Raw genomic sequence first — 18,003 nt, 5'->3', positions numbered from 1 at the left:
TCCGGCGGTTTCAGGTGAGGAGGTGCCGTGTCACGGCATGATCGATGGGGTCGGATCGGCGTCTGGAGCTCGGCGTGGACCGAGGCGCTGCGCTCCGGCGGTGAGACGCTGACCGGCGAGTTCGCCGACGCGGCCGGCGAACTGGACGAGCTGGGCTACGGCACGCTCTGGCTCGGCGGCGGCCCGCCGGCCACGTACGCGCGGCCGCTGCTGCAGGCGACCTCCCGGATGACGGTGGCCACGGGCATCCTCAGCATCTGGGAGCACGGGCCCGCCGAGGTCGCCGCGCAACGGGCCGAACTGGAGCGCGACTTCCCCGGCCGCTTCGTGCTGGGACTCGGGGTGAGCCACAGCCGGCTCGCCGAGGACTACGCACACCCGTACACGGCGATGACGGAGTACCTGTCCGCGCTGGACTCCGCACCCGAACCGGTGCCGGTGCGGGACCGGGTGCTGGCCGCGCTCGGCCCGCGCATGCTGGCGCTGGCCCGCGACCGGGCCGCGGGCGCGCACCCCTATCTCGTCACGCCTGAGCACACCGCCCAGGCCCGGGAGATCCTCGGCGCGGACGCCGTGCTCGCGCCAGAGTTCAAGGCGGTGCTCGACACCGACCGGGCTCGCGCCCGCGCGGCGGCCCGCGGTCATCTCGCCCTCTACCTGCAGCTGCCCAACTACACCAGCAACCTGCTGCGGTTGGGCTTCACGGAGGACGACTTCGGTGCGGGCGGCAGCGACCGGTTGCTCGACGCGGTGTTCGCGATGGGCGATGAGACGGCCGTCGCCCGCCGCGCCGCCGCCTATCTGGACGCGGGCGCCGATCACCTGGCGGTGCAGGTGGTGACCGGCGAGCCCGGCCTGCCGCGGGAGCAGTGGCGGCGCCTGGCCGCCGCGCTTCCGCTGGAGGCCTGACCCGGCCTCGGGGGGGGGGCCCCCCCCCCCCGCGGGGGGGGGGCCCCCCCGCGCCGGCGCCCCCCGGGGGGGGGGGGGGGGGCCCCCCCCCCCCCCGGCGCCCCCCCCCCCCCCGCGCGGGGGGCCCACGCCGACGGGCAAGTCAGCCGCTGGGCAGGATCGTCGCGCCCGCCCGCGCCACGATCTCCTCCAGGGCCGCCACGTGCTGGGCGAACGCGACCCGTCCGGCCGGGGTCAGCGCGGCCGAGGTGCGCGGACGCTTGCCCACGAAGCCCTTGCGGATCTCCACGTAGCCGGCCTCTTCCAGTGTCGTGAGCTGCTTGGACAGCGCCGAATCGGACAGTCCGGCGCTGTCGCGGATGAACTTGAACTCGGCCCATTCCGACGCCGCGAGCAGCGCGACGATGGCCAGCCGGGTCGGGGCGTGGATCAGTTCGTCGAACCGGGCGACCGTCATCGCGACCCGCGTGCGCGCCGGTCGAGCATGCCGCGTCGTAGCGCCCGGGTGAGCAGCGGGCCGCCGGCGACCAGCAGGACGGCGCTGGCCAGGGTGCCCCACGTCGCCGGGTAGCCGACTCCGGCGGCCTGCAGACTGAAGGCCAGCCCGAGCGAGATCGCGACGGTCAGCGCGACGAAGCCGAGGATGAGCCCGATCCCGCGCGCGCCCAGCAGGGCGTTGCTCAGCTTGACGTGCAGCGATCCGCGGACTACCCACCCGGTCCCGGTGAGCAGGCCGACGACGAACACCGCCACGCCGGCGCCGAGCGCGACGGGGTCGGCGGACTCCACGGCGGCGGTCAGCGCGAGGGTGAGGCCGCCCAGCAGCCACCAGTACCAGTCGGGGATCGACAGCGCGTCGATGACCTGTTCCTGCTGCTCCCGTATCCGAGCCAGCGCCTGCGCCGCCTCGTCGGGACGGATCTGCTCCGCCATGGTGCCCTCCTTCGGAAAGTATTTTCCTACAAGGAAAGTACGCCCGTCTTTCCCATCTGGAAAGAACTTTCCTGATTGTTGGCACAGCGCTGTCCGAAGTAGCGCGACGCCCCGTCGTGAGCGGGCCGCCTCGGCCCGAGCGTGTGGGGCAAGCAGCTGCGCTCGCGTTCGTTTCCCCGGCGGGCCGACCGGCGTTGGGTATGCGGGACAAAGGAGATAAAATGCATGAAATCGGACTCTGCGAGAGCATCCTCGGCGCGGTGACGCAGCGCGCCGACGGCCGGCAGGTCAACCGGGTGAAGGTGCGCATCGGGGTGCGCCACGGCGTCGCCGAGCCCGCCCTCAAGCAGGGCTTCGCGCTGGTCGCGACGGGCACCACGGCCGACGGCGCGGAGATCGACATGGTCGCCGTGCCGGCGCACGTGTCGTGTTCGGCCTGCGGCCGGGCCGAGCAGTCCATGGACATGCTGCCCGTATGCGCCTTCTGCGGCAGCGCGGACGTGGTGGTCACCGGCGGCGACGACCTCATCCTCGAGGAACTCCACCTCGTCGATCTGCGGGCCTGAGCGTATGTGCCTGGGTATCCCCGGCGAGGTCGTCGAGATCATGACCGACCGGCCGGACCTGGCGCAGGTCGACGTCAGCGGCGTACGCCGCGCCATCAACATCGGGCTGTTCGAGCCCGGTGAGATCAGCGAGGGCGACTGGGTGCTGATCCACGTCGGCTTCGCCTTATCCAAGATCGACGAGGCCGAGGCGACGGCCGCGATGGACTTCCTGAAGAGCCTCGGGGACGCGTACGCCGACGAGCTGACCGCCCTGCGAAGCTCCACCATCGACTGAGCGAGGCGACAATGCGTTTTGTGGACGAGTTCCGCGACGCCGAACAGGCCCGAGCACTGGCGGCCCGGATCGCCGCCCGGTGCGAACCGGGCCGGGTGTACAAGTTCATGGAGGTGTGCGGCGGACACACGCACACCATCTACCAGCACGGCCTGGAGGACTACCTGCCCGAGCGGGTCGAGCTGGTGCACGGGCCGGGCTGCCCGGTCTGCGTCATCCCGATGGGGCGCGTCGACGACGCGATCGCCATCGCCAAGCGCCCCGAGGTCATCCTGACCTCGTTCGGCGACATGATGCGGGTGCCCGGCGGTGACGGGTCGTTCCTGGACGCCAAGGCTGCCGGGGCCGACATCCGCATGGTGTACTCACCGCTGGACGCACTGAAGATCGCCCGGCAGCACCCGGACCGCCAGGTCGTCTTCATGGCCATCGGCTTCGAGACGACCGCGCCGTCGACCGCGGTCACCGTGCTGCGGGCCAAGGCGGAGGGGCTGACCAACTTCTCCGTCTTCTGCAACCACGTCACCATCCTCCCGGCCATCAAGGCCATCCTGGACTCGCCCGACCAGCGCCTCGACGGCTTCCTCGGTCCCGGGCACGTGTCCACGGTGATCGGCTGCGAGCCCTACCGGTTCATCGCGGAGCAGTACGCCAAGCCGCTGGTCGTGGCCGGGTTCGAGCCGCTGGACATCCTGCACTCGATCGACATGCTGCTCGCCCAGCTCGCCGAGGGACGCTGCGAGATCGAGAACCAGTACAGCCGGGTCGTCCCCTGGGACGGCAACCCGACCGCGCTGAAGGTGCTCGGCGACGTGCTCGAACTGCGCCCGTTCTTCGAGTGGCGCGGCCTGGGCTTCATCTCCCACAGCGCGCTGCGGCTGACCGAGGCGTACGCCGACTTCGACGCCGAGCGGCGCTTCGACGTGCCCGGCGTGCGGGTCGCCGACCCGCAGTCCTGCCAGTGCGGCGAGGTGCTCAAGGGCGTGCTCAAGCCGTGGGAGTGCAAGGTGTTCGGCACCGCCTGCACGCCGGAGACCCCGATCGGCACCTGCATGGTGTCGCCCGAGGGCGCCTGCGCGGCGTACTACAACTTCGGCCGGTTCCGCCGCCAGCGGCTGCTCCAGGTGACGGCCCGGTGAGCGGCGACCTCACGCTGGACGGCCCGGTCACCGAGGCCGGCGCGGCGGCCGCGGCGGGCGTCAGCGAGCAGGCCGTCATGGACCGCGTCGCGCGGGCCCGCCGGGCCCGCGCCCGGGTCCGCGAGGAACGCCTCACCATGGCCCACGGAGCGGGCGGCAAGGCCACGCAGAGCCTGGTCGAGGCGGTGTTCCTGGAGGCGTTCCACAACCCGCAGCTGGCCGCGCTCGACGACGCGGCGGCGCTGACCGTGGCGGGCACCCGGCTGGCCTTCACCACCGACTCGTACGTGGTGTCGCCGCTGTTCTTCCCCGGCGGCGACATCGGCGAGCTGGCCGTCAACGGCACCGTCAACGACCTGGCGGTCTCCGGCGCGCGCCCACTGTTCCTGTCGGCCGGGTTCATCCTGGAGGAAGGCTTCCCGGTCGCCGACCTCACCCGCATCGCCACCTCGATGGCCGCCGCCGCGCGCGCCGCCGACGTGCGCATCGTCGCCGGGGACACCAAGGTCGTGCAGCGTGGCCAGGCCGACGGCTGCTACATCACCACCGCCGGGGTCGGCCTGCGCGAGCGCGACCACGAACTCGGTGTCAGCCGGGCCCGGCCGGGTGACCTGGTGCTGGTGTCCGGGCCGGTCGGCGATCACGGGATGACCGTCCTGATCGCCCGCGGCGACCTGGACCTGGAGGTCGACCTGCGCTCGGACACCGCGCCGCTGCACGGGGCGACCGCCGCGCTGCTCGACGCGTGCGGCGCGGGCGTGCGGGCGATGCGCGACGCGACCCGCGGCGGGGTCGCCACGGTCCTCAACGAGATCGCCCGCGCGGCGCAGGTGAGCATCGTCGTCGACGAGGCGGCGGTGCCGGTGCGTCCCGGCGTACGCGGGGCGGCGGAGCTGCTCGGCATCGACCCGCTCTACGTCGCCTGCGAGGGGCGGTTCGTGGCGGTGGTCGCCCCGGAGTCGGCCGACGCCGCGCTGGCCGCGCTGCGCAGGCACCCGCTCGGCGAGCAGGCCGCGATCATCGGCCAGGTCGACGACGACCCCGCCCACCTGGTCCTCCTGCGCACCCGCTTCGGCGGCACCCGCATCATGGACCTGCTCGTCGGGGATCCGCTGCCCCGCATCTGCTGACGCCGCCGGTGGGCCGCGGTCCGGGTCACCGGCCGCGGCACGGTCACCGGCCCCGATCCGGCTGCGGCTCCCGTAACGGGAAGATCGCCGTGTCCGGGAAGAACCCGGGGCCCCCTCCCAAGGTCGGACCCGGAACGGCGATCTCCTTCCGCAGCCGACCGCCGCGACGGGGAGGAGGGTCGCGGCGACCGGGAGGTTCAGGCGAGCATGATCTGCCACTGGCTCCAGAACGCCTGGGCGATCAGCACCACCGTGACCAGCAGCCACAGCGCCGGGCCGACCGCGTGCACGTCCACGGCCAGGTCCACCGCGCCGCGCAGACGCGCCGGCACGCGCAGGTGCCCGTGGTGCAGGTTGTACAGCGTCGTGTACCAGAACAGCAGCACCACCGCGACCCACACCACCATGCAGTACGGGCACAGCGCGCCGATCCGGTACAACGACTGGAACATCAGCCAGTGCACGAACACCAGCGCGAACGTCGCCCCGCCCTGCAGCCCCAGCCACACCCAGCGCGGCAGCCGCACCCCGGCCAGCAGCAGCACGCCCAGCGTCACGACGACCGGGAACGTGCCCAGGCCCAGCAGCGGGTTCGGGAAGCCGAACGCCGACGCCTGCTCGGTCACCATCACCGAGCCGCACGACAGCACCGGGTTGATGCTGCACGAGGGCGTGTACGACGGATCGGTCAGCAGGTGGATCTTCTCCACGGCCAGGGTGAACGCCGCCGCCGTGCCGAGCGCGCCGGTGACGGTCAGGATCCAGCCGATGGCGCGGTCGACGGTGGTCCGTCGCGGGGCCGGGTGCTCGTCGGCGCCGGTCTGCTCGGCGTGGCTCGCGCCGCGCTCCTCGATCGTGGTCATGCTCACCCCGCCAGCGCCGCGTCGACCACGGCCTTCAGGTTGTCGTAGGTGGGCGTCTGCTCGAACAGCTGGCCGTTGACGAAGAACGTCGGCGTGCCCCGCGCCCCGGCGGCCGCGCCGTCGGCCCGGTCGGTCTCGATCCGGTCGAGCACCGGCTGCGACGCGACGTCCGCGCGGTACTTCGTCATGTCCAGCCCCAGTTCCTGGGCGTAGCCGTCGAACGTCTTGGCGTGGTCGGTCTGCTGCCCGCCCCAGCTCTGCTGGGTGCTGAACAACTTGTTGTACATCGCCTCGAACTTGCCCTGCGTGGCGGCGGCCTCTGCGGCGGCGGCCGCGTTCATGGCGTTCGGGTGCATGTCGAGCGGGAATTCCCGCACCACGTAGGTGATCTTCCCGGCGTACTCCTTGCGCAGCTGCTCGACGGCCGGGTAGGCCCGCCCGCAGGACGGGCACTCGAAGTCGAGGAACTCGACGATGGTCACCTTGCCGTCGGCCGCGGTGGAGATCCGGTGCGAATCGGCGCGCACCAGGTTCGCGGCGGCGGCGTCCGGCTCGGCCGCGCCCTTCATGGCGAAGAACACGGCCCCGCCGACGATCAGCGCGACCGCCGCCAGCACGCCGATGGTGAACTTGAGGTTGGTGCTCATACCGCCGGTGGCCGGCGCCTTGAGATTCTTGCGTCCCTTGCCGCCGGTCTTGGCCGGCCGCCGCGAGGCAGGGCGGGTCGTCGCGGGCATCGCGTCACCTTTCCACAGGAATGATGTGGGGGATTCGTAGATCACCGCTGGTGGGGGCGGCCCAGCTGTCTGGGGACTCTATCCATGACGGCTGGGCGATTCCTGTGAGAACACCGCGAATCACCTGTGTCGTGTCGCGCCGCCGTTCCAGGCCTGTTCGCCGCGGGCGGGTCGGCACGGGCCCGCGACGGAGCCTAGGCCGCTGCGGTCACCTCTGCTCGGATCCGGTCCAGCGTCGCCGTCAAGGCGTCTCCGTTGACGCCGAACTGGGTGACCTTCGCGCTGGCGGCGCGTACGGCGTGGGTGAGGCAGTCCTGCCGGGGCAGGCCGTGCGCCCGCAGCGAGAGGTAGACCCCGGCCAGGATCTCGCCGGCATGCGTGGTGTCGACCGGCTGCTCCTGCGGTGCGTGGACGCGCAGCAGGCGCCCGTCCTTACGGTAGCCGGCACCCCCGGGACCGAACTTCACGACCGTCGGCACCTGCGGGTAGTCGTGTGAGCTGAAGAGCAGGCGCTGCTCCTCCTCGTTCATGAAGATCAGGTCTGCGCCGTGGCACACCTGGCGGCACAGCGCGCCGTCCTGCGCGGCGAAGTGCTCGAACATGTCCACGGAGATGGTGGCTCGCGGCAGGACGCGGCGCAGGTGCAGCAGCCAGGCGAGTTGCTGCTCGGGTGGCGCCGTCGCCAGGTGGACGTGTCGCGTGAGCTGGTAGGCCGGCGGGAAACTGTCCGGAACGGCCTCGGTGGCGATGCCGAAGTCCACACTGAACGTGCGTCGCCCGTCCGGGTACTGGTCGATGTAGAACCTCGGCGAACGACCGCGGGCGACCCGGACGCCGAGGAGGTTCACGCCGAGACTCCGGATCGGCGCCAGGCTCAGGTCGTCGCCGACCGTCGCCACCACGCCCACCTGCGTGGCGTCGAGCACGGCCGCACCGCGCGCGCAGGCGTACGCGGCTCCGCCGGGCGACACGGCGCTGCCGTGCGGAGTGCGGTCCTCATTCAAGCCGATGTGCCCAACGATGACCAGCTTCATGAGTCAGTCCCTGCAATGCGGCGGAATCGGCTTGCGAAACAGGTGACGCGTCGCCGGTTGCGACGTCGAATATACGCATGGCATGACATGCCGGTCGTAAGCCATGCCAGGCCCGGGTAAGGGTCCACCGTCGGTGACGGATACGCGGTCGTGTTCATGAGCGACTCTCGTGCGGTAGGCCGTCGGCCGGTCGCCCGAAAGTTGATAGACGTCACTCGACGCCGACGGTAACGTGTTCGGCACCCAGGGTGCGCATCGTGGCGGACTGAGTGGGCGCGAGGTGTCACCGGTGAGTCATCGAAATAGACGATCCCGCCCTTGCCGGTCCGTCGACCCGGCATTCCTTTATTGCTCGCACGTCCAGTGGAGACGGCATGGAAATCGCGGTTGCGGTGGCGGGCATCATCGGTGCAGTGGTGGCCCTGGTGACACTCGGGGTGAACGTGAGTCAATACCGCCTGCAGCGGACGTCGATAGCGGCGCCCGGCAGCAAGGTCGAGTCCCGTGAGGCACACAAGATTCTGGACGAGATCGACGAGGATCCGGTGCGCACGATCGCGGCGGATCACATCTTCATCCAGTCGGACAAGTCCGGTGTCGGATACATGGTCACGCAGCCGATTGCCGTATACCTCGACATGCACAGCGCCAGTTGTGTGCCGGCCAAGCGAGCCGTGCTCGCCAGGTCGCTGGCCGACTTCATCGAGGAGGGCCTCGGACCCGATCTCAAAGGCGTTCTGATCGCGACACCGCGGGAGGGCAACCTCCTGGTGGGATCGAGTGTCGCCGAGCTGCTCGGACTCGATTTCCTTATGATTCGTACCGGCCGCGCCCCGCGCTTCGGATATCCGATCGAGGGCACATTCCTCCCGGGCGCGACCGCCGTCATCGTCGACGATCTCTGCATGGAGGGGTCGTTCCTGGCGACGTGTGTCAACCATCTGCGGGCCTACGGGCTGAACGTGTCGGATGTCTTCTGCCTGTTCGAGCGGATGGACGGCGACGCCAGCGAGGGGTTGGCCGCGGTCGCCGTGGAACTGCATGCCAAGTACCAGATCGATGACGATGAGCTGAAGCAGCTCAAGGGCGTCGGCCGGCTGCGTCCGCCGGCTCCTGCGAGCCGCCTGCCGTCAGCTGCGGGCGGCGCGGACCCACGGGCCGCCCGCCCGGCCGCGGACGAATGACTGATCGACGTGTCTCCATCCAGAAAGGCTTGCACATGACGTCCAGGGACTTCGAGGTCGATCTCCGCTCGCTCGGTGAGAAGGGATTCCTGTCCGGGCTGCTGGGTGACCTGTTCGTCGATCCCCGGCTGATCGGCGGATTCGGGCACGACGCCTCCGTCATCGCGATGCCGGACTCTCCGTTCGACCTGATCCAGAAGATCGACCGCGCGTCGCGTCCGGTCGCCCTCTCCCTAGGGCTGGCCGGCTACGAGACCTGGGGGAGGATGGCTGTCACGGCCAACTGCAGCGACATCCTGGCCTCGGGCGGCCGTCCGCTGTCCGTCATGATCGCGATCATGGTGCCGGGCGAGGAGACCGCGGCCAACGTCAGGGACATCGTCTTCGGGGCCGCTGCGGAATGCCGTCGTCATGGTGTCGTGTTCGCGGGCGGCGACACGAAGGAAGCCGCCGACGCGCATGTCGTCGGCACGGCGATCGGGACCGTGGGCGCCGACCGCTTTCTGCCGCGCAACACGGCCCGACCGGGCGACCGGGTGTTCTGTGCCGGCCGGGTGGGTGGCTTCGCGGGCTCCTATTTCCTGATCCGTGACGTCCATCAGGGCGAGGCTCGGCCGGAGGCCGAGGGCTACATCGAGTACCTGAGCACTCCCACTGCGCAATGGCGCACCGCCGGCGTGGTGAACGCGGGCGGTTACGCCCGGTGCGGCATGGACGCCAGTGACGGCCTGCTGGACGTGCTGCAGACGTTCGCGGCGGCGGGTGTGCGCATCGAGATCGAGCTCGATGCGGTGCCGTACCACACCTATGCCGTCGAGTGCGCGAAAGCCACCTCCATCCCGCTGACCCAGCTGATGTTCGGTGGCGGTGACTGGAACATCCTCTACTGCGTGCCGGACTCGCGCGCCGACGAACTCGTCCGGGTGGCCGAGGCCGAAGGCCTGCCGCTGTTTCAGATCGGTCGGGTCACCGAGGGGGAAGGCGTCGTGGCGGTGGATCGCGACGGCGTCGAGTTCGCGCTCCGTGGCGTGGTGAACGAGCACTTCAAGAACCGCATCGAGGATGCGGGGAGCTTCATGGACCACATAGAGAAGGACAACTTCCTTGTATGAGTGAGTTCGTGGTCAATCTCCATGTCACCGAGCGGTGCAACTACGGATGCACGTTCTGCTTCGGCAAGTGGGGGCTGGATGCAGCGAAAACGGAGATCTTCGAGGATGCGGGCGCGGGTGAGGCCGTCATCCGGGACCTGTTCGCCCATTTCGGCGGCCGGCCGGACGGCATCCGCTTCAATTTCGTCGGCGGCGAACCGGCGCTGCTCAAGCGGCTGCCGGAACTGGTGGCGCTCTGCCGGGAGCTCGGCGCCCGGGTCTCCTACGTCAGCAACGGCCTGATGCTCCGGCGGTTCGACGTGGCCTGGACCGCGGCCAACGTCGACCTCGTGGGCATCAGCGTCGACTCGCTGGTGGACGAGACCAACCGGCGCATCGGCCGCCTGGACAAGCACCAGGGGATGCTGGACCGGGCGTCGCTCTACGGCTACGTGTCGCGCCTGCGTGAGATCGCCGCCGCCCGGATAAAGGTCAATACTGTGGTCTGCCTGGCGAACCACGACGAGGACCTCTCCCCGCTCATCGACGCGGTCCGGCCGGACCGGTGGAAGATATTCCAGGTCCTTCCGGTGTACGGCGAGCGGGAGGCCGTGACCCCCGCCCAGTTCAGCGATTTCCTGGATCGCCACCAGCGCTTCGGCAAGGTCATCGTCAGCGAGGACAACGACGAGATGACCGGCTCGTACGTGATGGTCGACCCCATGGGCCGGTTCTTCTGGCACGTCGAGGGCCGGCCGGGTTACCGCTACTCCCGGCCCATCTCCGAGGTCGGGGTCGCGGCGGCTTTCGCCGCGGCCGGCATCTCCTGGGAGAAGTACAGCCGCCGTTATCGTCAGCCGGAATGACGGCTGCCGGGTGTCGGGTATCGTGTGCGCCCATGCCTAGGACGGTCGGCGTACGCGCCACGGTGCGCGACATCGCCGCGGAGACGGGCCTGTCCATCGCGACGGTGTCCCGGGTGCTCAACGGCGCGGCCAACGTCGCGCCGCACACGCGCGACCTGGTGTTGCAGGCGGTGCACCGGCGGGGTGACAAGGCCCCGCTGCGCCGCGGCGAGCTGCCCCCGGCCGCCGGCGCGGTCTACGTGCGCTGCCCGTACGTGCTCACCGACTACTTCGGGCTGATCGTCAGCTCGATCGCGGAGACCATCGAGCTGCACGGCAGGCAGATGGTGCTCAACGCGGGCGAGGCGGCGCAGTCGGCGGCGGTGCTGCCGACACTGGCCGACCGGCCGGACGTCGCCGGGGCGATCCTGATCCTGCCGCCCGAGTCGCCCGACGACCTGGTGCGGTTGCGTGACCAGCAGTTCCCGTTCGTGGTGATCGACCCGCGGACGCCCGCCCCGAAGGACATCGTGACCGTGTCCGCGGCGCACTTCGCCGGGGCGCGGCGGCTGATGTCGCATCTGGTGGAGCTCGGCCACCGCCGGGTCGGCATCATCGGCGGCCCGCCGGAGTGGCTGGCCAACGATGCCCGCATGGCCGGGTATGTCGCACCCCTGGCGGACGCCGGGGTGCTGCCCACTGCCGAGCTGGTGCGGCATGTCAACGAGCCGAACACGGACAACGGCTACCGGGCGGCGGGCGAGCTGCTCGATCTGCCCGACCGGCCGACGGCGCTGGTCGCGTTCAACGACAAGATGGCCGTCGGCGCGCTGGCCGCCGCGCACGAGCGCGGGCTGCGCGTGCCGCAGGACCTGTCGATCGCGGGCTTCGACGACATCGACGTGAGCCGGGCGACTACGCCGATGCTGACCACGGTGCGCCAGCCGCTGCAGGAGATGGGCCGGATGGCGGTGACGATGCTGATGCGCCTGCTGGACCGGCACACCCTGGAGGCCGTGCACGTCTCGCTCGGCACCGAGTTGGTCATCCGCGACTCCACCTCCGCCGCGCCGATCCGCTGACGCGCGCCGTCCGTCGAACGTTATAGGAAGTTGTCCTTCCTTTTCTCTGCAGGCAGCGGCAGTTTCATTTTGTTTCAACAGAAACGGGCCGGATCCTGCCGTCTTTCTCGGACATACCTAGCTCTTGACAGGCCTGAATGCCTTATGTTTCAGTGCTGCCAACAGGACGTCAATCATTCTGTTACATCGGTTACATCGACGGCCCTGTGTACCAGGAACAGCCCGGACCGGGTTGGCGGCAGCCCCACCGCCGCCCGGTCCTCCACAGCCCCCACGCGAGGCGTCACGACGCGCCACCTCTCACGCGGCGCGCCCGGCGGACCCCGCGTCCTGTCCTGTCATGGCCTCGCCATGGCTAGTCGAAAGGAGGGTCCCGCGTGTTCCGTCCCCGGTCAGGCTGGACCACCGCCATCGCGGTCACCGCCACTGCGGCGACCGCGTTCCTGGTGACCGGCTCGATGATCGCCCCCTCGGCCTACGCGGCCGGCGAGAGCGTCAGCGTCTGGCTCACCACCACGTCCGACTCCGGTGGCCGCACGGTCACCCGCGGCCTGCAGCAGCAGGCCAACATCGCCTTCGGCCCCGCCGGCGGCAGCGCCAACCACACGATCACCGTCAACGAGGGCACCACCTACCAGCAGTTCGAGGGCGGTGGCGCGTCCATCACGGACACCACGGCCTACCTGCTGCGCGGCGGCCCGATCAGCGCGGCCACCCGCGACCAGGTGATGAGCAAGCTGTTCTCGCCGACGGCGGGCATCGGCCTGTCGTTCGTGCGCAACCCGATCGGCGCGTCCGACCTGTCCCGGCCGGGCCACGTCTCGCTCGACGACACCTGCTGCAACCTCAACGACTTCGGCAGCAACGGCTACGACACCAACGTCCGGCTGCTGACCCAGCAGGCCAAGAACCTGAACCCGGCCCTGCGGGTCAAGGGCGTGCCGTGGAGCGCGCCGGGCTGGATGAAGGACAACGGCCGGATGGACCAGATGGGCTGGCTCAAGGCCGAGTACTACCCGATGTACGCCCAGTACCTGGTCAAGTACATCCAGAGCTACCAGGCCATCGGCGTGCCGGTGAACTACATCTCGGTGCAGAACGAGCCCAACTGCTGCCAGTCCGGCAACCCGACGGCGATGAACTACCCGGGCATGAGCTGGAACACCTCCGGGCTGACCGAGTTCACCAAGAACCACGTCTACCCGGCGTTCCGCGCCGCGGGCATCACCACCAAGGTGCTCATCCACGACTGGAACTACGGCGACTACGCCAGCATGAGCGCGGGCACGCTGGCCGACACGGGCATCCGCAACGACCCGCTGTTCGGCGGCATCGCCTGGCACGGCTACTTCGGCGACCCGTCGGTCGGCACCCAGGTGCACAACCAGTACCCGGCGGTGAAGCAGTTCAGCACCGAGCACTCCGGCGGCACCTGGATCGGCAACCAGCACAACGAGGACATGGCCGACATCGTCAACTACACCCGTAACTGGAGCGGCAGCCTGGTCAAGTGGAGCCTGGCGCTCAACCAGAACATGGGCCCGCACAACGGCGGCTGCGACGTCTGCACCGGCCTGATCACCGTGCAGGAGGGCGGCTCGCGGGCCGGGCAGGTCGACTACACCATCGAGTACTACACCACCGGTCACCTGACCAAGTTCGTCAAGCCGGGCGCGTTCCGCATCGACTCGACGGCCAACGGCACGGTCCAGAACGTCGCGTGGAAGAACCCGGACGGGTCCAAGGCCCTGATCGCGCACAACGGCGGCACCTCGGCGCAGTCGGTGCGGGTCAACTGGGGCAACCAGTCCTTCGTGTACACGCTTCCGGCGCGTACCACCGCGACCTTCACCTGGTCGGGCACCCCCGGCAGCAACCCCGGCGGCGGCACCAGCCCGATCACGGGTCTGGGCGGCAAGTGCATCGACGTGGCCGGCTCGGCCACCGCCAACGGCACCGCGATCCAACTCTACACCTGCAACGGCACCGGCGCGCAGTCCTGGACCCGCGACTCCAGCGGCCGGCTCAGCTCGCTGGGCAAGTGCCTGGACATCGCCGGACCCAGCGCGGCCAACGGCACGCTGACCCACCTGTGGGACTGCCACACCGGCACCTCCCAGAAGTGGACCTACAACAGCGGCACCCAGCAGTTCGTGAACCAGTTCTCCGGCACCTGCCTGGACGTGAAGGACAACAGCTCCGCCGACGGCGCGCGGCTGCAGATCTGGTCCTGCACCACCGGCGCGAACCAGAAGTGGACGTACTCATGAAGCGGCGGCTCATCGTCACGACGCTGACGGCGTCACTGCTCGCCGGAATCGGCGCGGTGGCCGTGGTCGTGCTCGGCAGCACCACGGCGCAGGCCGCGGTGGTCTCCGGGACCACGTACACGGTGGTCAACAAGGGCAACGGCAAGTGCGTCGACGCGCGGGCCGCGGCCAGCGCCAACGGCACCGCGGTGCAGCAGTACGCCTGCAACGGCACCGCCGCGCAGCAGTGGCGCTTCGACGCCACCAGCGGCGGCTACTTCCGGGTCGGCACCGCCCCGGCCGTGAACCAGGTCTGGGACGTCTCCAACGTGTCGACCGCCGACAACGCCGCGATCCACCTGTGGCTCTACGGCGGCGGCAACAACCAGCAGTGGCAGGCGGTGCAGGAGGCCGACGGGGCATACCACTTCGTCAGCCGGCTCAGCGGCAAGTGCCTGGACGTGCCGGCGGCCTCGACCGCCGACAGCGTGCAGCTGGTGCAGTACACCTGCAACGGATCGGGAGCGCAGTCATTCTTCCTCAACCCGGTCGGCGGGCCGCAGCCCTCGCCCAGCACCGTGCCGCCTAACCCCGGCAACCCCGACCTCGGCCCGAACGTGCGCATCTTCGACCCGTCGATGTCGGCCTCGACCATCCAGTCCCAGCTCAACAGCGTGTTCTCGGGGCAGGAGACGAACCAGTTCGGCACCCAGCGGTACGCGCTGATGTTCAAGCCGGGCAGCTACAACGTCAACGTCAACGTCGGCTTCTACACCCAGGTCCTGGGTCTGGGCTTCTCGCCGGACGCGGTGAACATCAACGGGTCGGTGCACGTGGAGGCCGACTGGTTCCCGCCGAACAACGCGACCCAGAACTTCTGGCGCGGGGCGGAGAACCTGTCGGTGACCCCGAACGGCGGCACCGACCGCTGGGCCGTGTCGCAGGCCGCGCCGTACCGCCGCATGCACGTGCGCGGCAACCTGCTGCTCGACGACGGCGGCTGGGCCAGCGGCGGCTGGTTCTCCGACGTGAAGATCGACGGGCAGGTCAACTCGGGCAGCCAGCAGCAGTGGATCTCGCGCAACTCGCAGTTCGGCAGCTGGGCCGGGTCCAACTGGAACATGGTCTTCGTCGGCACGCAGGGCGCCCCGGGCAACACGTTCCCGAGCCCGCCCTACACCAACGTCGGCGCGACGCCGGTGGTCCGGGAGAAGCCGTTCCTGTACGTCGACAGCGCGGGCGCGTACCAGGTGTTCGTGCCCGGCCTGCGCAGCAACAGCACCGGCACCACCTGGGCGACCGGCACCCCCGCCGGGACGTCCCTGCCGATCAGCCAGTTCCACATCGTGAAGGCCGGCGCGACTGCGGCCTCCATCAACGCGGCCCTGGCCGCGGGGCAGAACCTGCTGTTCACGCCCGGCGTCTACCACGTCAACGACACCATCCGGATCACCCGGCCCGACACCGTCGTGCTGGGCCTGGGCTTGGCCACCATCATCCCGGACAACGGGGTCATGGCGATGTCGGTCGCCGACGTGGACGGCGTCAAGCTCGCCGGCATCCTCATCGACGCCGGTACGACCAACTCGGCGACGCTCATGCAGGTCGGCCCGGCCGGCTCCAGCGCGAGCCACGCCGCCAACCCGACCTCGCTGCACGACGTGTTCTTCCGCATCGGCGGAGCGGGCGTCGGCAAGGCCACGACGAGCCTGGTCATCAACAGCCACAACGTGATCGGCGACCACACCTGGATCTGGCGCGCCGACCACGGCTCCGGCGTCGGGTGGAGCACCAACACCGCCGACACCGGGCTGGTCGTCAACGGCAACAACATCACGTTCTACGGCCTGTTCGTCGAGCACTACCAGAAGTACCAGGTGATCTGGAACGGCAACGGCGGCCGGACCTACTTCTTCCAGAACGAGCTGCCCTACGACCCGCCGAACCAGGCGGCCTGGATGAACGGGTCCACCCGCGGCTACGCGGCGTACAAGGTGGCCAACACGGTCACCAGCCACGAAGCCTGGGGCCTGGGCAGTTACGCCTTCTTCAACGTCAACCCGGCCGTGGTGGCCGAGCGGGCGTTCGAGGTGCCCACGACGGGCACGCGCTTCCACAACATGGTGACCGTCTCGCTCGGCGGCACCGGAACCATCAACCGCGTCATCAACAACACCGGCGGGACGGCGAACTCCGCCAACAACGTCGTCAACCTCGTCAGCGGCCCGTAAGGCCGACGGCGCGACCAAGCACCCCGGCCGTCCGGCGCAAGCACTGCCCGGACGGCCGGGATGACAGGCAAATCAGCACCACTCACATATCCCAAGCTCTGGAGGAAAGTCCATGAGTGCAGCAACATCCGGCGCCCGTCGCCGCCTGCTCACGATCGCGGGCCCGCTGCTCGCGACCGCGCTCGTGCTGGGCACCGCGGCCTGTGGTGGCAGTGATGACCCGGCGAAGCCGGGTGAGAAGGTCAAGCTCACGATCGCGACGTTCGGTGAGTTCGGGTACAAGGACTTGTACAAGGAGTACATGGCCGCGAATCCGAATGTGGAGATCGTGGAGCGGATCACGAAGGCTGAGGATCACCACAAGAACCTGGCCGCGCACCTGGCCACCAACACCGGCGCCGCGGACATCGAGGCGATCGAGGAGGGCTGGGCGGGTCAGTTCACGGCCAACCCGGGCAAGTTCTACAACTGGACCGACTACGGTGCCAACGACATCAAGTCGCAGTGGCCGGCGTGGAAGTGGCAGCAGGGTTCCTCGGCCAAGGGCGAGGTCGTCGGCCTCGGGACAGACGTCGGCGGCATGGCGATGTGCTACCGCCGCGACATCTTCGAGAAGGCGGGCCTGCCCACCGACCGTGAGGCCGTGTCGAAGCTTTGGCCGACGTGGGAGGAGTACATCGCCACGGGCGTGAAGTTCAAGAACGCCAACATCAAGGGCTCCTCCTGGATGGACGGCCCGACGATCATCTACCGTTCGATCCTGGGTCAGCAGCCGGTGGGTATCTACGACGCCGACAAGGTCGTCGTGGAGACCAACCCGGGTGTGAAGAAGGCCTGGGACCTGACGATCGATGCGATCAACAAGGGCCTGTCGGCGAAGATCGCGCCGTGGTCGGCGGACTGGAACGCCGGCATGGCCAAGGGCAGTTTCGTGACCCTGGCCTGCCCGTCGTGGATGATGGCCTACATCCAGTCGCAGGCGAAGGACTCTTCGGGTAAGTGGGACATTGCTGCGGTTCCTGGCGGTGGCGGTAACTGGGGTGGTTCGTTCCTGACGCTGCCCAAGCAGGGTAAGAACGTGCAGGAGGCCGCGAAGCTGGCCAAGTGGCTGGTGGCTCCGGAGCAGCAGGCGAAGGTGTTCCGCGCTCTCGGCAACTTCCCGTCGACCGTCTCCCTCTACGAGGACGCGGTGATCAAGGACTTCAAGAACCCGTTCTTCAACAACGCGCCTGTCGGTCAGATCTTCTCGAACTCGGTGAAGACGATGGTGCCGCAGTACATGGGTCCGAAGTCTGGTGATATCAACACGGCGATTCAGAATGGTCTGACCCGTGTGGAGCAGGGCAAGCAGAAGCCTGACGAGGCCTGGACGCAGTCCGTCAAGGACGTCAACGCACTCCTGTGACCCGCACCGGGTCCGGCCGCGGTGCGTTGACCGCCGCGGCCGGACCCGGTCCACTCCACTTGAAGGGATCGCTGGCCGGACATGAAAGCCCTGCTCTACCGCCTGGACGTGAAGGGCTCGCCCTACCTGTACATCGTCCCGTTCTTCCTCCTCTTCGCCGCGTTCGGGATCTTCCCGCTGGCGTACACCGCGTGGGTCTCCCTGCACGAGTGGAGCCTGTTGTCGGAGACGCACACGTTCCTGGGGTTGCAGAACTACCGGGATCTGTTCGCGGACGAGTATTTCTGGAACGCGTTGCGGAACACCGCCCAGATCTGGGTGCTGTCGA

Annotated in this window: 17 protein-coding genes and 1 pseudogene; 13 read left to right on the top strand and 5 right to left on the bottom strand. The window is 69.3% G+C overall.

The features are described from left to right. Positions 1-27: 27 nt before the first annotated feature. Positions 28-909: an LLM class F420-dependent oxidoreductase gene (locus F9C41_RS38665; protein ID WP_155391820.1), complete on the top strand. Its 882-nt coding sequence runs from the start codon at positions 28-30 to the stop codon at positions 907-909. Between the two features lie 142 nt (positions 910-1,051). Here F9C41_RS38665 and F9C41_RS38660 read toward each other — a convergent pair whose 3' ends face one another. Both F9C41_RS38660 and F9C41_RS38655 read right to left on the bottom strand, forming a co-directional pair. Then, entirely contained in the window at positions 1,052-1,366 is a 315-nt protein-coding gene (locus F9C41_RS38660; protein ID WP_155391819.1) for a winged helix-turn-helix domain-containing protein, read from the bottom strand. Next, complete coding sequence (locus F9C41_RS38655) at positions 1,363-1,842, bottom strand: hypothetical protein (protein ID WP_155391818.1); 480 nt, start codon at positions 1,840-1,842, stop codon at positions 1,363-1,365. The genes F9C41_RS38660 and F9C41_RS38655 overlap by 4 nt, the downstream gene beginning before the upstream one ends. A 221-nt stretch (positions 1,843-2,063) precedes the next feature. On the opposite strand from F9C41_RS38655, the gene F9C41_RS38650 reads away from it, so the two are divergent. The 4 genes from F9C41_RS38650 to hypE are packed head-to-tail and all read left to right on the top strand — an operon-like array spanning position 2,064 to position 4,954. After that, a complete protein-coding gene (locus F9C41_RS38650) occupies positions 2,064-2,408 on the top strand; it encodes a hydrogenase maturation nickel metallochaperone HypA (RefSeq protein ID WP_196280150.1) in 345 nt (114 codons plus the stop codon). 4 nt (positions 2,409-2,412) lie between these two features. Next, on the top strand, positions 2,413-2,685 hold the full coding sequence (locus F9C41_RS38645; RefSeq protein ID WP_155391816.1) for a HypC/HybG/HupF family hydrogenase formation chaperone: 273 nt from the start codon (positions 2,413-2,415) through the stop codon (positions 2,683-2,685). 11 nt (positions 2,686-2,696) lie between these two features. Then, entirely contained in the window at positions 2,697-3,824 is a 1,128-nt protein-coding gene (hypD, locus tag F9C41_RS38640; RefSeq protein ID WP_155391815.1) for a hydrogenase formation protein HypD, read from the top strand. Beyond that, a complete protein-coding gene (gene hypE / locus F9C41_RS38635) occupies positions 3,821-4,954 on the top strand; it encodes a hydrogenase expression/formation protein HypE (RefSeq protein WP_330164810.1) in 1,134 nt (377 codons plus the stop codon). The genes hypD and hypE overlap by 4 nt, the downstream gene beginning before the upstream one ends. Before the next feature lie 197 nt (positions 4,955-5,151). Here the strand turns inward: hypE and F9C41_RS38630 are convergent, their stop codons facing one another. The 3 genes from F9C41_RS38630 to F9C41_RS38620 all read right to left on the bottom strand — a co-directional run bounded on the left by F9C41_RS38630 (position 5,152) and on the right by F9C41_RS38620 (position 7,588). After that, entirely contained in the window at positions 5,152-5,817 is a 666-nt protein-coding gene (locus F9C41_RS38630; RefSeq protein WP_155391814.1) for a vitamin K epoxide reductase family protein, read from the bottom strand. Positions 5,818-5,819: 2 nt separating this feature from the next. Then, positions 5,820-6,554 carry a DsbA family protein gene (locus F9C41_RS38625; protein ID WP_230690337.1) on the bottom strand — a complete coding sequence of 245 codons (735 nt, stop codon included), beginning with the start codon at positions 6,552-6,554 and terminating at the stop codon, positions 5,820-5,822. Positions 6,555-6,748: 194 nt separating this feature from the next. Next, a complete protein-coding gene (locus F9C41_RS38620; protein WP_155391813.1) occupies positions 6,749-7,588 on the bottom strand; it encodes a carbohydrate kinase family protein in 840 nt (279 codons plus the stop codon). Between the two features lie 374 nt (positions 7,589-7,962). Here F9C41_RS38620 and F9C41_RS38615 point away from each other — a divergent pair, with 374 nt between their 5' ends. The 8 genes and pseudogenes from F9C41_RS38615 to F9C41_RS38580 form a co-directional block, all read left to right on the top strand. Continuing rightward, positions 7,963-8,772, top strand: a complete 810-nt coding sequence (locus F9C41_RS38615; protein WP_155391812.1) for a hypothetical protein — start codon at positions 7,963-7,965, stop codon at positions 8,770-8,772. 35 nt (positions 8,773-8,807) lie between these two features. After that, a complete protein-coding gene (locus F9C41_RS38610; protein ID WP_196280149.1) occupies positions 8,808-9,884 on the top strand; it encodes a thiamine-phosphate kinase in 1,077 nt (358 codons plus the stop codon). Next, positions 9,881-10,729 carry a viperin family antiviral radical SAM protein gene (locus F9C41_RS38605; RefSeq protein WP_155391810.1) on the top strand — a complete coding sequence of 283 codons (849 nt, stop codon included), beginning with the start codon at positions 9,881-9,883 and terminating at the stop codon, positions 10,727-10,729. The genes F9C41_RS38610 and F9C41_RS38605 overlap by 4 nt, the downstream gene beginning before the upstream one ends. A gap of 32 nt (positions 10,730-10,761) precedes the next feature. Further along, positions 10,762-11,790 carry a LacI family DNA-binding transcriptional regulator gene (locus F9C41_RS38600; RefSeq protein WP_155391809.1) on the top strand — a complete coding sequence of 343 codons (1,029 nt, stop codon included), beginning with the start codon at positions 10,762-10,764 and terminating at the stop codon, positions 11,788-11,790. Positions 11,791-12,248: 458 nt separating this feature from the next. Beyond that, positions 12,249-14,060, top strand: coding sequence for an RICIN domain-containing protein (locus tag F9C41_RS38595; protein WP_155391923.1), 1,812 nt, complete (start codon positions 12,249-12,251; stop codon positions 14,058-14,060). Then, complete coding sequence (locus tag F9C41_RS38590; protein ID WP_155391808.1) at positions 14,057-16,270, top strand: RICIN domain-containing protein; 2,214 nt, start codon at positions 14,057-14,059, stop codon at positions 16,268-16,270. The genes F9C41_RS38595 and F9C41_RS38590 overlap by 4 nt, the downstream gene beginning before the upstream one ends. A gap of 112 nt (positions 16,271-16,382) precedes the next feature. Beyond that, complete coding sequence (locus F9C41_RS38585) at positions 16,383-17,675, top strand: ABC transporter substrate-binding protein (RefSeq protein WP_155391807.1); 1,293 nt, start codon at positions 16,383-16,385, stop codon at positions 17,673-17,675. 81 nt (positions 17,676-17,756) lie between these two features. After that, positions 17,757-18,003 (top strand): annotated as a pseudogene (locus F9C41_RS38580) (sugar ABC transporter permease); the annotation flags it as partial.

It is taken from the genome of Catellatospora paridis (genome assembly GCF_009720365.1).
Taxonomy (GTDB): domain Bacteria; phylum Actinomycetota; class Actinomycetes; order Mycobacteriales; family Micromonosporaceae; genus Catellatospora; species Catellatospora paridis.
Note: the sequence above shows the minus strand (reverse complement) of the source record. Positions and strands in the feature narration are given on the sequence as shown.

What these genes read in the sequence shown, in the direction of transcription:
- F9C41_RS38620 (WP_155391813.1), bottom strand. Translation starts at nt 7,588, where the DNA reads ATGAAGCTGGTCATCGTTGGGCACATCGGCTTGAATGAGGACCGCACT.
- F9C41_RS38610 (WP_196280149.1), top strand. Translation starts at nt 8,808, where the DNA reads ATGACGTCCAGGGACTTCGAGGTCGATCTCCGCTCGCTCGGTGAGAAG.
- F9C41_RS38615 (WP_155391812.1), top strand. Translation starts at nt 7,963, where the DNA reads ATGGAAATCGCGGTTGCGGTGGCGGGCATCATCGGTGCAGTGGTGGCC.
- F9C41_RS38630 (WP_155391814.1), bottom strand. Translation starts at nt 5,817, where the DNA reads ATGACCACGATCGAGGAGCGCGGCGCGAGCCACGCCGAGCAGACCGGC.
- F9C41_RS38600 (WP_155391809.1), top strand. Translation starts at nt 10,762, where the DNA reads ATGCCTAGGACGGTCGGCGTACGCGCCACGGTGCGCGACATCGCCGCG.
- F9C41_RS38595 (WP_155391923.1), top strand. Translation starts at nt 12,249, where the DNA reads ATGATCGCCCCCTCGGCCTACGCGGCCGGCGAGAGCGTCAGCGTCTGG.
- F9C41_RS38660 (WP_155391819.1), bottom strand. Translation starts at nt 1,366, where the DNA reads ATGACGGTCGCCCGGTTCGACGAACTGATCCACGCCCCGACCCGGCTG.
- hypD (WP_155391815.1), top strand. Translation starts at nt 2,697, where the DNA reads ATGCGTTTTGTGGACGAGTTCCGCGACGCCGAACAGGCCCGAGCACTG.
- F9C41_RS38585 (WP_155391807.1), top strand. Translation starts at nt 16,383, where the DNA reads ATGAGTGCAGCAACATCCGGCGCCCGTCGCCGCCTGCTCACGATCGCG.
- F9C41_RS38650 (WP_196280150.1), top strand. Translation starts at nt 2,064, where the DNA reads ATGCATGAAATCGGACTCTGCGAGAGCATCCTCGGCGCGGTGACGCAG.
- F9C41_RS38625 (WP_230690337.1), bottom strand. Translation starts at nt 6,554, where the DNA reads ATGCCCGCGACGACCCGCCCTGCCTCGCGGCGGCCGGCCAAGACCGGC.
- F9C41_RS38655 (WP_155391818.1), bottom strand. Translation starts at nt 1,842, where the DNA reads ATGGCGGAGCAGATCCGTCCCGACGAGGCGGCGCAGGCGCTGGCTCGG.
- F9C41_RS38645 (WP_155391816.1), top strand. Translation starts at nt 2,413, where the DNA reads ATGTGCCTGGGTATCCCCGGCGAGGTCGTCGAGATCATGACCGACCGG.
- F9C41_RS38605 (WP_155391810.1), top strand. Translation starts at nt 9,881, where the DNA reads ATGAGTGAGTTCGTGGTCAATCTCCATGTCACCGAGCGGTGCAACTAC.
- F9C41_RS38590 (WP_155391808.1), top strand. Translation starts at nt 14,057, where the DNA reads ATGAAGCGGCGGCTCATCGTCACGACGCTGACGGCGTCACTGCTCGCC.